13 protein-coding genes and 1 pseudogene are annotated in these 12,764 nt (G+C 74.8%); 3 read left to right on the top strand and 11 right to left on the bottom strand.

Translation table 11 applies throughout. The features are described 5' to 3' along the window. The 7 genes and pseudogenes from E1212_RS21880 to E1212_RS21845 form a co-directional block, all read right to left on the bottom strand. A pseudogene (locus tag E1212_RS21880) lies at positions 1 to 255 on the bottom strand (hypothetical protein); the annotation flags it as partial. 256 nt (positions 256 to 511) lie between these two features. Next, a complete protein-coding gene (locus E1212_RS21870) occupies positions 512 to 1,765 on the bottom strand; it encodes a Kelch repeat-containing protein (protein WP_131986381.1) in 1,254 nt (417 codons plus the stop codon). A 23-nt stretch (positions 1,766 to 1,788) separates the two neighbouring features. Then, positions 1,789 to 2,193: a DUF3052 family protein gene (locus E1212_RS21865; RefSeq protein WP_131986379.1), complete on the bottom strand. Its 405-nt coding sequence runs from the start codon at positions 2,191 to 2,193 to the stop codon at positions 1,789 to 1,791. Continuing rightward, positions 2,190 to 2,972: a CPBP family intramembrane glutamic endopeptidase gene (locus E1212_RS21860; RefSeq protein ID WP_203417084.1), complete on the bottom strand. Its 783-nt coding sequence runs from the start codon at positions 2,970 to 2,972 to the stop codon at positions 2,190 to 2,192. Before E1212_RS21860 ends, E1212_RS21865 begins: the two co-directional genes overlap by 4 nt. Positions 2,973 to 3,025: 53 nt before the next feature. Then, complete coding sequence (locus E1212_RS21855; RefSeq protein WP_131986377.1) at positions 3,026 to 3,211, bottom strand: hypothetical protein; 186 nt, start codon at positions 3,209 to 3,211, stop codon at positions 3,026 to 3,028. A gap of 128 nt (positions 3,212 to 3,339) precedes the next feature. Then, complete coding sequence (locus tag E1212_RS21850) at positions 3,340 to 3,774, bottom strand: hypothetical protein (protein WP_131986375.1); 435 nt, start codon at positions 3,772 to 3,774, stop codon at positions 3,340 to 3,342. A gap of 96 nt (positions 3,775 to 3,870) precedes the next feature. Continuing rightward, positions 3,871 to 5,220, bottom strand: coding sequence for a hypothetical protein (locus E1212_RS21845; RefSeq protein ID WP_131986373.1), 1,350 nt, complete (start codon positions 5,218 to 5,220; stop codon positions 3,871 to 3,873). 83 nt (positions 5,221 to 5,303) lie between these two features. On the opposite strand from E1212_RS21845, the gene E1212_RS21840 reads away from it, so the two are divergent. Further along, positions 5,304 to 6,635 (top strand): CehA/McbA family metallohydrolase, encoded by a 1,332-nt coding sequence (locus E1212_RS21840; protein WP_131986371.1) that lies wholly within the window; start codon positions 5,304 to 5,306, stop codon positions 6,633 to 6,635. A 22-nt stretch (positions 6,636 to 6,657) separates the two neighbouring features. Here the strand turns inward: E1212_RS21840 and E1212_RS21835 are convergent, their stop codons facing one another. Next, positions 6,658 to 7,050 carry a MerR family transcriptional regulator gene (locus E1212_RS21835; RefSeq protein WP_131986369.1) on the bottom strand — a complete coding sequence of 131 codons (393 nt, stop codon included), beginning with the start codon at positions 7,048 to 7,050 and terminating at the stop codon, positions 6,658 to 6,660. 50 nt (positions 7,051 to 7,100) lie between these two features. Here E1212_RS21835 and E1212_RS21830 point away from each other — a divergent pair, with 50 nt between their 5' ends. Continuing rightward, positions 7,101 to 7,985 (top strand): NAD(P)-dependent oxidoreductase, encoded by an 885-nt coding sequence (locus E1212_RS21830; RefSeq protein WP_131986367.1) that lies wholly within the window; start codon positions 7,101 to 7,103, stop codon positions 7,983 to 7,985. Positions 7,986 to 8,156: 171 nt separating this feature from the next. Next, complete coding sequence (locus E1212_RS21825; RefSeq protein WP_420814408.1) at positions 8,157 to 9,677, top strand: alkaline phosphatase D family protein; 1,521 nt, start codon at positions 8,157 to 8,159, stop codon at positions 9,675 to 9,677. An 11-nt stretch (positions 9,678 to 9,688) separates the two neighbouring features. On the opposite strand, the gene E1212_RS21820 is transcribed toward E1212_RS21825, so the two are convergent. Genes E1212_RS21820 through E1212_RS21810 form a run of 3 tightly spaced genes read right to left on the bottom strand, consistent with a single transcriptional unit; the run spans position 9,689 to position 12,755 of the window. Beyond that, positions 9,689 to 10,288, bottom strand: a complete 600-nt coding sequence (locus E1212_RS21820; RefSeq protein ID WP_131986389.1) for an energy-coupling factor transporter transmembrane component T family protein — start codon at positions 10,286 to 10,288, stop codon at positions 9,689 to 9,691. A 2-nt stretch (positions 10,289 to 10,290) separates the two neighbouring features. After that, positions 10,291 to 11,448, bottom strand: a complete 1,158-nt coding sequence (locus tag E1212_RS21815; protein ID WP_131986363.1) for a thiolase family protein — start codon at positions 11,446 to 11,448, stop codon at positions 10,291 to 10,293. Beyond that, complete coding sequence (locus E1212_RS21810; RefSeq protein WP_131986361.1) at positions 11,445 to 12,755, bottom strand: AMP-binding protein; 1,311 nt, start codon at positions 12,753 to 12,755, stop codon at positions 11,445 to 11,447. Before E1212_RS21810 ends, E1212_RS21815 begins: the two co-directional genes overlap by 4 nt. Positions 12,756 to 12,764 lie beyond the last annotated feature (9 nt).

Here is a 12,764-nt window from a genome sequence, read left to right as displayed (position 1 = left end):
GGGCGTCGGAGTGGGAGTCGCGGTGGGTGTCGGCGTGGGGGTGGGCGTAGGAGTCGGCGACGCCGTCCCCGAGGGCCCGCGCGACGGCGCGCTGCCGTCCGGAGTGGCCCCGATGCCGGGCCCGACGTCGACGGGATCGCCGAAGTCGTCGCCCACCGATGGGGCCGCCAGGAGCGAGCCCACGCCGAAGATCCCGGCGGCGACGACCACCAGGGCAGAGACGGTGAGGGTGGCCGCCGACTTCATGCTCAGCATCGTCGGCACCCCGGGCGAGAGAAGGATGAGATCCAGATGAGAGGTCTCTCATCTTTCCCGGGTCCCGCCCCCGCCGGCACTCCGTGGTTCATCCATGGGAGTCTGCCACCGCCAGCGCCTCAGCGCAGCCGCGTCACCTCGACCGTCACGCCCAGGGACGTGCTGTCGCCGCCGTTGTCGATGCCTCGCAGCGGGGGTGACGTCGTCGTCGTCGCGGCCGCGGGCGACCCACGAGGTCCCGGCCCAGCCTGACCCGTCACTCCGGTGCCGGGACGGTCCAGATCCAGCCGTCGGCGAGCAGCTCGCCCTCGGCCGCCCAGTCCTCGTCCGGCCAGTACGCGCCACCCCAGAGGAACACCTGCCCGCCGCCGTCGGCGGTGCCGGCGAACGCGGCCGACTGCCCCTGGATCTGCTCCTCGAACGGGAGGTCCGGCACCCGGCTCCACCCCAGCGTCGGCACGTCGAGCACCCAGGCGCCGGAGACGATGGTGCGCTCGCCGCTGACCTCGCCGGGGACGCTGAACCCGTCGCCGGGCTCGCGCTCGGCCCGTTCCGGCAGCTCCGACCAGACGCCCGCGGCCGGGTCGAGGACGGCGGCGTACGGGATGTCGCGGCCCCAGTTGTTCACCTCACCGCCGTCGGCGCTGCCCTCCTGTGCGCTGAGCACGAGGTCGCCGACGCGGCGCATGGTGAACGCGCTCACGAGGTCGCCGTCGGGAAGCTCCGACCAGGCGCCGGTCGCGAGGTCGAGCTTTGCGGCGTGCACGACCGGCGGGTCGACGCCGGGGTCCGGGACCAGCGCGCTGGCCAGCAGCACGGCGCCGTCGTCGGTGCCGATCAGGCGGCGGTCGTACGACGGCCCGAGCGGGTCGGCCGGCAGGGCGGACCACGTGCCGGCGGCGGCGTCGTAGACGAGGTCGGCCGGCAGCGGGTCGACCGGCTCGATGGTCTCGCCGCCGCTCTCGTGCGACGTGCTGTAGGCGACGACTCGGCCGCCCGAGACGGTCAGCGACGACCGGTCGCCGCGGTCCGGCGGGGTGAGCGTGGTCCAGGTGTCCGCCGCGGCGTCGTAGGCCAGGAACGACGTGGTGACGGTGCCGGTGCCGTCGGCCGCCCACAGTGTGGAGAGCAGGTAGACGGTGTCGCCCACCACGGCGGTCGTCTCGGGGAAGGCGCTGATCGGCACCGGAGCGTCGGCGATCGGCTCCCACCGGTCCGCCGCGGGATCGTAGGCGGCGCCGTCGCCGAGCGGCTCGGGCCCGGCGACGCAGCTCGCGCCGGGAGGGCACGGCGGCCCGTCGCTGCCGCCGATGACCAGGACCTTCTCGCCGACGGCGACCGCCAGTGGCGCCTCGCGAGGACTCAGCGGCGACTCCGCGACCGGCCGCCAGCCGTCGCCGCCGCCGGTCGGCGTGCCGTCCGCACCGGGACCGGCCGCCGTCTGGCCACACCCCGCCGCCAGCAGGGCCAGCCCCGCCGCGACCACCCACCGTGCCCGTGGCGCCGTCATGCAGCTTGGACGCGGTGACGGCGTCAACGGTTCTCTCGGCGGATCACCAGCTTCAGGCCCGACCACACGGCGTCGACGGCGCACACCTTGACGTCGACGAGGCCGCGCGGCAGCGCCACCTCGCGGACGCCGTCCTCCGTCAGGTCCGTAGGCACCCCGCTGGCCCGCTTCGGCCAGGCGACCCAGATGGCGCCGTTGCGCTCGATGCGCGTCTGGTGGGCGCGCACCGCCCGCTCCAGTGCCGCACGATCGGGCGTGAACGCCAGGACGACGTCGTACGGGCCGGGCCCCGCGCGATGGTCGACGCTGACGCCGTCGGGCAGGCCGTCGAGGACGAAGCCGCCGGGCGCCTCGTCGAGCAGCACCCGGTGTCCGGCCTTGATGCCGAGTTTGCGCACCAACGGCGTGCCGGAGTACCCCGCGGTCACGGGAGGCCGAGCTCGTCGGCGAACAGGTCGTAGCCGACGAACGAGACGATGTCGAGGATCGAGTGGGCGATGACCAGAGGCATCACCCGTCCGGTCCGATGGTAGAAGTACGCGAACACGACGCCCATGAGCATGTTGCCGATCGCCATGCCGTAGCCCTGGTACAGGTGGTATGAGCCGCGCAGCACCGCGCTCGTCACGATGACGGCCGGCAGCTCCCAGCCCAGTTGCTTCAGCCGCGTCATCAGGAACCCGACGACGATGACCTCTTCGACCACGGCGTTCTGCAGCGCCGACAGGATCAGCACCGGCACCGTCCACCAGTAGGCGTTCAGCGTGCTCGCCTGGATCGAGACGTTCATGTCGAGGGCGTGCCCGAGGACGTAGATGCCCAGCCCGGGCAGGCCGATGACGACCGAGAGCCCCACCCCGACCAGCAGGTCGCGCCGCGGCTGCCCGAGGTCGAACCCGATCCGCTTCAGCGCCGACCGGCCCGGACCGGACAGCAGGTAGAGCGCCAGCGCCACCGGCACCAGCGCGAAGCCGATGGACAGCAGCTGGTACGCGAGGTCGAGGTACTCGCGGGTGCTCCGCGACGCGTTCAGCGTGGCGGTCTGTTCGCTCAGCCGCTCCGGCCTGGTCAGCCGGGCGATCAGGCTGACGACGGCGTAGACGGCCGACTGGCCGAGCGACAGCCCGAGGACGATCCAGATCTCGGCGCTCAACCGCCGCCGCGACGTCGTCTCGGTCCCGGTGGCGGGCAGGTCCTGGGTCACCACCGTTCGAGCGTAGCGGCGTTCCCTGAGGGACGGCTCAACGCACCGTCACGTGCTCACGGGACGTTAGGAGAAGCCGCGACCGCTGCGGTTCGCGCGGCCGGGCCCGAGGTGCCCGGCCGCTCGAGTTCGGTGAGCAGTTTGCCTGCGGAGTTCTGCGCCACCCCAGCCAGGTCGGCGACCTCGCTGGGCCACACCCGCCCGCGGGCCCGCGCCCACTGCTCCCCCAGACGGCTGGTCATACGTTCCAAACCAAGAGTGTGACCTCAGAGCCGAAGCCCCTGCTCGAGTTCCCATGTCCAGATGACCGCATGGACCGGCCCCGGCGCGGGCTCACGCGCGCCGGGGCCGGGGGTCTGGGAGACGGCGGTCAGCGGCGGGCCTGCCTGAGTCCGGCCCATTCGAGGGCGGCGAAGACGGCGACCACGGCGGCCTGCAGCAGGATCCACGTCGTGCCGGCGGTGGTCGGGTGGAACCAGCCGGTCGCGGCGACGACCACGCTGTCGACCGCCCAGACGGTGTTCAGCACGATGATCGCGCCGACCCAGAGCACCGGCGCCTCGCGCCGCGTCGACACCGCGAACACCACGGCGCCGCCGACGAGCATGACGGCGCCCGCCGAGGAGAGCAGCGCCGTCGACAGGCCCAGGCGGTCGCCGAGCCAGCCGGCCGCGAGCACGTACACGAGCCCGGTCACGACGCTGGCGATGCCGTCGAGCTCGAGGGTCCAGCGCAGGAGCGGCGTCTCGCGGATCCGGGCGACGGCGGGGGTGCGGCTGACGGTGTCAAAGCGGTTCTCGGCCATGGTGACCAGCTCCTTCGTGATGTCGATCCGACACCACGACCGTCGCCCCGGAACCACTGCCAACCACAGACGAGGCACTGCCAAGTACTGCCGGTCTCAGTCGACCCGGGCCCGCAGGTCGAGCGCCACCACGCGGGCCGCCGCGTTCTGCCAGTTGTAGAGGGTCCGCTCCGGCACGTAGCGGCGCAGCCAGTCGAAGGCCCGCCGCGAGACGTCGTCGAGCCCGCTGAGGTCGGGCTGACGGCGGTACGGGCGGATTCCGGCGACGTACGGGAAGTAGAGGGCGTTGTAGTGCCGCCACTCCTCACTGGTCCCGAACGAGGCATCGCGCGGCCGCAGCCGCTCGATGCTCTCGAGCAGCAGCGCCTTGAGCTCGGTCGCGCGCTCCAGCGCGTGCCCCTCGCGACCGACATCGCGACCGACCTCGCGACCGGCCAGCCGGGCGTCGACGGCGGGCAGCGCGAGCAAGGGGCTGGAGACCAGCTTGCCGAGGTCGCCGTAGTGGCGCAGCGCGTCGCGCACGAGCCGGGTGAACGCCTCGTCGTCCAGCGAGGCCAGCTCGGCGCCCTCGTGGCGGCGGGGCAGCGCGTCGGCGGCGTCGCGCAGCTCGGCCCGCGACTCGCGCAGGTCCGGCGTCCGCGCGAAGGCGACGCGATCGAGGACCGTCTGGATCGAGCTGGCCAGCGTCACGACGGCGATCGCGGCGCCGACGACGCCGAACGCGAGCGCCCGCAAGGCGGCATCGGCCGATCCCCCGTCGACGGCGAGCGACACCAGCCCGACCTGCCCGCCGAACACCACCGCCACCAGCCCGGCGCCGACGGCGGAGCGCCGCAGGTCCGCACCCAGGGCCTCGCCCGCCTCCAGCGCGTTCGTCACCGCGACCACGACGCCCAGCACGACGAGGTCGACCCCGACGGAGGCGAGGACGACACCGTCGGGCAGCCACCCGAACGGCACCAGCACGGCCACCGCACCGAGCGCGAACAGCAGCGACGCCAGCACGACGACGCCCTGCCGCAGCCCCACCGGACCGCGCGCCATCGACCGCAGCACCAGCCCCAGCGCCGCCGCCAGCGGCAGCAGCACGAGCACCGCCGTCAGCGGCTCCCACCATCCGCCGACGACGGAGGCGGCGGCCAGCTCCGCGGTCCCCAGCGGCAGGACGGTCCACCGCCAGACGCGGTCGGCCGGTGCCCGGTACGGGTCCTCCGCGGGCAGCAGCGCGATCAGCACGCCGGCCCAGATCAGCGCCGGCAGCCCGGCCAGCACGTAGCCGACGGCGTCGACGACGGTCCCGTCGAAGACGCTCAGCGCGAGCGCCAGGGCGTACGACACCAGGCCCAGACCGGCACGGGACATCGCGGGGTCGGCGGGGTCGCGCCCGGCCAGGTAGAGCCCGAGCCACCAGGCGACGGAGAACGCCGCGACCGCCAACACCAGCACGTCCCGAGGCTATTACCCCGATCGTCGCCGGTCTGCGCGCCCCTCCTGGGCGCCTTCACGCGAGCCACATAGGCTGAGGAACCATGAGCGACGCGGAGCACGAGCATCCTCACCCGCACCCGCACCCGCCGTTCACTCCCGATGACGGCGACGAAGGCCTGACCCGCCGCGACGTCCTCGCCGGCGCGGCCAGCGGCCTCATCCTCGCCGCCGCTCCCAGCAGCGCCGCCGCGGCGGCCACCCGCACCACTGAGGGCACCGCCGGCGCCGGCCGCGCGTCCCGCGTCACCCAGGGTCGCACGCTCGTCCACGCCGACCTGCACAACCACACGCTGCTCTCCGACGGCGCCGGCGACCCCGCCCTCGCCTACGAGTCCATGCGCATGGCCGGCCTCGACGTCGCCGCGCTGACCGACCACGCGACGCTGTCCGACGGCGTGCTGAGCATCCTCGATCCGCTGCTGCCCGACGGCGTCAACCGGATCACCGGGCTGAGCCGGCACGGCTGGCGGCAGACCCGCGAGCTCGCCGACGCCGCGAACGAGCCGGGCGTGTTCACGGCCATCCGCGGCTTCGAGTGGACGAACCCGCTGCTCGGCCACATCAACGTCTGGTTCACCGACGCCTACACCGACGTGCTCGACGCGACGCTCATGGGCGGCTTCTACCGCTGGCTCACCCGCGAGAACGGCTCGTTCGGCTTCGGCGACGGCGGCGCCGACGGCCTGGCGGGCTTCAACCACCCCGGGCGCGAGCCGGGCCGGTTCAACGACTTCAGGTACCAGCCCAAGGCGCACGACCAGCTGGTCAGCCTCGAGATGTTCAACCGCTTCGACGACTACCTCTTCGAGGGGTGGGCCGACGGCGTCAGCTCACCGTTGGTCACGTGTCTGAACGCGGGCTGGCGGCCGGGGTTGTCCGGCGTCACCGACGAGCACGGCACCGACTGGGGCTACCCCGAGGGCAAGGGCCGCACCGGCATGTGGGTCACCGAGAACACCCGCGAGGCGGTCCGCCGCGCCATGACCGAGCGCCGGTTCTTCGCCACCCGCGTCTCCGGCCTGCGCCTCGACGCCACGGCCGACGGCGCGCCCATGGGCGGGTCGATCCGGCGGCGGGCCGGCGACATCCGCTTCGCCGTCGACCTCGACCGCGGCGCGGAGTGGGACGGCAAGCGGCTCGACCTTCAGGTGCTCCGTCCAGGCAACGGCGTCCCCGAGGTCGCCGACGTGGTCGAGGCCGCGGCCGGGCGGGTCACCCGGTTCACGGTGCCGGTGAACGCCGACGACGGCGACTGGGTGGTGCTGCGGGTCTCCGACCCCACGCAGCCCAACGCCATGCCCGGCCCCGGCGGCCACCCCTGCAACGACTTCGGCATCGCCTACACCAGCCCCTGGTGGCTCGACCCCGAGTGACCGGACCGGCGCGGAAGACGGCTCAGGCGGGGACGGCCTCGGACGGCGGATAGCTCTCGCCGCCCTGCCGCTCGGCCGCGTCGATGTAGTCGACGAGGGCGCCGCGGGAGCGGGCCAGCCGGTCCAGCTGGTCGTCGAGGCGCCGCAGCCGCGACCGCATGGCGGCCAGCAGCTCGGGGCAGCCGAGCAGCTCCGGGGCCTCGCCGACCGCGCAGGGCAGCAGGTAGGCGATGTCCTCGGAGGAGAGCCCGGCGCCGAGCAGGTGCCGGATCTGCTTGACCCGCAGCACGGCGCTCTCGTCGTACTCCCGGTAGCCGTTCGCGCCGCGGTCCGGTGCGAGGAGTCCCTGGGACTCGTAGTAGCGCAGCTGGTGGGCGTTGACGCCCGTGCGCCGGCTCAGTTCACCGATTCGCATCGCGACCTCGCTTGACCTTCACACCGGTATCAACGTCGACGATAGCCGCCATGACCGACACGACCACCGCACCCGTCACCGTCATCGGCCTCGGACTGATGGGCCGGGCCCTCGCCGCCGCGTTCCTGCGGGCCGGACACCCCACGACCGTGTGGAACCGCACGACCTCCAAGGCCGCCGAGCTCGTGGCCGGCGGCGCCCGGCTCGCGACGACGCCCGGCGCGGCGCTGGCGGCCAGCCCGCTGACGATCATCTGCCTCACCGACTACACCGCCGTGCGCGACCTGCTCGGCGCGAGCGACGTCGAGCTGAGCGGCTCGACGGTGATCAATCTGACCTCGGGCGACTCGGCGCAGGCACGCGAGACCGCCCGATGGGCCGAGCAGCGCGGCGCCCGCTACCTCGACGGCGCCATCATGGCCGTCCCGCCGGCGATCGGGACCCCGGACGCCGTCATCCTGCACAGCGGGCCGCGGCCGGACTTCGAGCCGCACGAGGCGACGCTCGCCGCCCTCGGGACCGTCACCCACCTCGGCGCGGACCACGGGCTGGCGTCGCTGTACGACGCGGCCGGGCTCGCCATGATGTGGAGCGTGCTGAACGCCTGGCTCCTGGGGACGGCCATGCTCAGGACCGCCGGGGTCGACGCCGTCACGTACGCGCCGTTCGCCCGCATGATGGCCGCCGGCGTGGCCGACTGGCTGCCCGGGTACGCCGAGCAGGTCGACGCCGGCTCCTTCCCGGCCGAGGTGTCGGCCCTCGAGACCGATGCGCGCGCGATGACCCACCTGATCGAACAGAGCGAGGCCCTGGGCGTCAACGCCGAGCTGCCGAGGCTGTTCAAGGAGATCGCCGACCGCGCGATCGCCGCCGGCCACGGTGGCGAGCAGTACCCGGTCCTGATCGAGGAGTTCGGCCGCCCCGCCCCGGGCTGAGTTCCGGGATCGGGGTCTTCACCGGGCCGACGCCGAGCGTTCATTCGGGCTCGACCGGACGTGCGACCACGAGTGATGTCATCGGACACCCACACGCCTCGGAGGTCGCCCGTGCCCGCATCGCCGTCCACCCTCGACCGGCGCCGTTTCCTCGCCCTGACCGGCGGTGGCATGCTCACCTTCGCCGCCGCTACCGCCGGTTTCTCGGCCGCGCCGGTCCGCGCCAACCCCGTCTTCCGCGAGAACCCGTTCACGCTCGGCGTGGCGTCCGGCGACCCGCTCCCCGGCGGCGTCGTGCTGTGGACCCGGCTGGCGCCGGAGCCGCTCGCCGTCGACGGCAGTGGTGGGATGGCCCAGCGGGCCGTCCCCGTCGAGTGGCAGATCGCCCGCGACCCGCGGTTCCGGCAGGTCGAGCGGGCCGGCACCGTCCGCGCGACGCCGGAGCTCGCGCACGCCGTGCACGCGGAGGTCGGCGGGCTGGAGCCGGGGCGGGAGTACTGGTACCGGTTCCGGGCGGGCCGCGAGCTGAGCCCCGTCGGCCGCACCCGCACCGCGCCGGCCGCGGACGCGACGCCGGAGCAGGTGCGCTTCGGGTTCGCCAGCTGCCAGAACTACGCCGACGGCTACTTCACGGCGTTCCGGCACCTCGCCGAGGACGACGTCGACCTGGTGGTGCACCTGGGCGACTACATCTACGAGGGCGGCAACGTCGGCAGCATCGGCCGCGCCCACCTGCCCGCCGCCGAGTGCTTCTCGCTCACCGACTACCGGGTCCGCTACAGCCAGTACAAGAGCGACCCGGACCTGCAGGCCAGTCACGCCGCCGCGCCGTGGGTCGTGGTGCTCGACGACCACGAGATCGACAACAACTGGGCCGACGACCTCGACGGCGGCGACGTCGGCGGCGCGGAGTTCGCCGCCCGCCGGGTCGCCGCGCTCAAGGCGTACTACGAGAACACCCCGCTGCGCCGCACGTCGATGCCGTCGGGCCCGGACATGCAGCTCTACCGGCGGCTGCGCTACGGCACGCTGGCCGACTTCAACGTCGTCGACACCCGCCAGTACCGCGACAACCAGGCCTGCGGCGACGGACGGCGGATCGACTGCGAGGACCGTCTCGACCCGGCCCGCACGATGCTCGGCGCTGCACAGGAGTCGTGGCTGCTCGACGGGCTGTCGGACGCGCCGGCCACGTGGAAGGTGATGGCCAACCAGATCTTCATGATGCAGGCCGATCACGAGGCCGGTCCGGTGCAGGCGTTCGGCATGGACACCTGGGACGGCTACGCGGCGGCCCGGACCCGGCTGCTCGACGGCGTCCGCGAGCGCGGCGTCGACAACTTCGTCGTCATCACCGGCGACGCACACCGCAGCGTCGCCGCCGACCTGAAGGCGAATTTCGACGACCCCGCGTCGGCGACCGTCGGGACGGAGTTCCTGGCGACGTCGATCAGCTCCGGCGGCGACGGCGCCGACCAGGACGCACTCGGCGGGGTGTGGCTGGCCGAGAACCCGCACATGAAGTTCCACAACGTCCAGCGCGGCTACGCCACCTGCACCCTGACGGCGGACAGCTGGCGGACGGACTACCGGGTGGTTCCGTACGTGCGCCGGCCGGACGCGCCGGTCAGCACCCGGGCCAGCGTCTACGTCGAAGCCGGCGTCCCGGGGGTGGCACAGGTCTCGTCCTGACCCCGAGCCGGTCAGTCGTCGAGGCCGCGAGCCTGCAGGGCCTCGCCCATCGCGTCGGCGTGGCGCAGCACGCCGACGACGAGGGGGACGGCGAACGCGCGGACGCTGCGCTCGCGGCCGCGGGCCCACCGGGCCTCGCGGATCCGCCCGGCGATCCCGGCGACCACCGGGACGCTGCGCAGCGCCAGCGACATGAGCAGCGACACCCGGGCCGGGTCGACGCCGAGGCGGCGGAACGGCCGCAGCCCCCGTTCCAGCGCCGCCATCAGGTCCGTGGTCCGGGTGGTCAGCGTGACCAGGGCGGCCAGCGCGACGGCGAGCACCAGCCGCGCCGTCAGCGTCACCGCCGTCGGCAGGTCGGCGACCAGCACCTGGATGACCATCAGCACGACGACCAGCCAGCGCAGCGGCCGCAACTGCCCCCATGCGGCCCGCCGCCCCACCCGCGCGAGCACGTACAGCGCGACCACGACCGCCCCCGCCACGCCCACCCACAACGGCGTCCGCGCGAACACCAGCGCCGTGCAGGCGACCGCGAGCACCGCCAGCTTCGCGCCCGCCGGCGCCCGGTGCACCACCGATCGGCCGGGCACATAGGCGCCGGTCAGCATCGTCACCGGACCACCTCGAACAGCCCGGCCACGCCCATGCCCCCGCCGATCGCCGCCGTCGCCAGCCCGAGGGTGCCGGCCGGCGCGCCACCGCGGACCAGCCGGCCGAACAGCCGCACGACCACGACGGCGCCCGACGCGCCCCAGGGGTGCCCCAGCGCCAGCGCTCCCCCGTCGGCGCAGACCAGCTCCGCGTGCTTGCCGAGCGGGTCCAGCCCCAGCGCGTCGGTGACGGCGAGCACCTGCCCGGCGAACGCCTCGACGATCTCGACGGCGGCCAGGTCGCTCAGCCGGACGCCCGCGGCCGACAGCACGCGACGCACCGCCGGCACCGGACCCCACCCGGGCAGCCGCGGGTCGCAGCCGACGACGGCGCCGGCCACCAGCCGCAGCCCCGGCCGGCCGGCGCGCAGGTCGTCGCCGACCAGGGCGACGACGGCGGCGCCGTCGCTGTTCGCGCACGAGTTGCCCGCGGTCACCGTCCCACGCGGCACGAACGCCGCGGGCATCCGGGCCAGGACGGCGGGGTCCAGTCGTCGGGGCCGGTCGTCGCGGTGCAGGCCGCCGACCGGTATCAGCTCGTCGTCGAACCGGCCGGCGTCGCGGGCGAGCAGCGCCTTCGCGTGGCTGGCGGCGGCGTAGGCGTCCTGCCGGCCGCGGGTGACGCCGCGGGCGCGGGCCAGGTCCTCGGCGGCGACGCCCATGTCCGGGTCGCCGTAGGCCCGCGGGGTGAACGGCGCGCGCTCGTACGGGCCGGGGCTGCCGCCGTCGGGCGCCACCCGGTGCGAGCGCCGCGGCGCCGTCGACGCGCTCTCGGCACCGCCGGCCAGCACCAGCCGCGCGTCACCGGCCCGGATAAACTGGCCGGCCTGCAGGATCGCCGCCAGTCCGCTGCCGCACTGCCGGTCGACGGTGACGCCCGGCACGGTGACGTCGAGCCCGGCGGCCAGTGCCGCGACGCGCGCGACGTTGCCACCCGGACCCAGGCAGTTGCCGAGGACGACGTCGTCGACGCCGCGCATGGCGGTGAGCGGCCAGACGTCGTCGACGACCGCCGCCAGCACGGGTGCGGCCAGCTTGTCGACGGTGACCTCGCGCAGCTTCCGTCCCGCGGTGCCGATGGGTGTGCGCCGGGCCGCGACGACGACGGGCGCGCTCATGTCAGGGGCCGGGCGGCGAGGGCGCCGGACGCCACACCCGCGCCGACCTGCGCGCGGGCCGGCTTGCCGACCGGTGTCCGGGGCAGGTCGTCGACGGCGAGCCAGCGCCGCGGCCGCTGCGCCGGGGCGAGCCGCTCGCGGGCGACGGCCTCGAGCGCGGCCCGCGTGACCCCGGCGCCCCGCACGACGGCGGCGACGACCTCGCCCAGGCCGGCGTGCGGCACCCCGATCACGACGACGCCGTCGACCCCCGGCACCGCGGCCAGCACCGCCTCGACGTCCTCGGGAACGACGGTGGCGCCCCCGGTGAGGATCGCGCCGTCGGCCCGGCCCCGCAGGACGAGCGGGCCGTCGCCGTCGCCGTCGGCGTCGGCGTCGGCGAGGTCGCCCACCGTCGCCCAGCCGTCGTCGTCGCGGCGCAGGGGACCGCCGTCGCCCAGGTACCCGTGCGCCAGCCAGGGCGAGCGCACCCACACCTCCGCCAGGCCGGGCGCCGCCGGCCGAAGCGCGATCTCCACCTCGTCGAACGGGCGCAACCCGGCCCCGTCCGGGTCGACGGCGACGAAGGACAGCTCGGTGGCGCCGTAGTACGCGACGACGCCGACCCCCGCGTCCGCGGCCCGGTCGCGCAGCGCCGTCCCCAGCGCGGCGCCGCCGACCACCGCCGTCCGCAGCCGGCCGCGCCCGCCGGCCGCCTCGAGCGCCGTCGCCAGGCGGTGCGGCACGAGATGAGCGACATCGGCCGCGGGAAGCGCGGCCCGCAGAGCCGGGGCCGACCAGTCACCGGTCAGCAGGACCGTGGCGCCGGCGGCCAGCGCGTGCGCCGTCGCGAACGCCGTCAGCGACCACGACAGCGACCCCGGTACCAGGACGGTGTCGTCCGGGCCGATCCCGGTGAGCCGGCCGGTCGCCGCGAACGAGCCCGTCCACGACGACCGTGACCGCACGACGACCCGCGGCCGGCCCGTGCTGCCGGACGTGAACCCGGCCCAGGCCAGGTCGTGCGTCGCCGCAGCGCCCACCGTCGCCGGCAGCGCACCGAGCATCGCCCGCCGATGCTCGGGTCGCCACGCCGGATCGCAGACCAGCGGGACCGCGCCCGCACCGTCGGCGGCCAGCAGCCCCGTGAGCAGGGCGAGCGGGTCGCCGTCCGTCAGCGGGACCAGGGCACCGGGCTCGACGTCCGGGCGCGCGGCCTCGGCGCCGGCCGCCAGCTGCGCATACGTGCGCACCGCGTCGCCGTATCGGACGGCGACGCGGTGCGGGTGGTCGGCCGCATGCGCCATGACCTCGCGGAAGACTGGCATCGATGCAGC

Source organism: Jiangella ureilytica (assembly GCF_004348545.1).
Lineage (GTDB): Bacteria > Actinomycetota > Actinomycetes > Jiangellales > Jiangellaceae > Jiangella > Jiangella ureilytica.
Note: the sequence above shows the minus strand (reverse complement) of the source record. Positions and strands in the feature narration are given on the sequence as shown.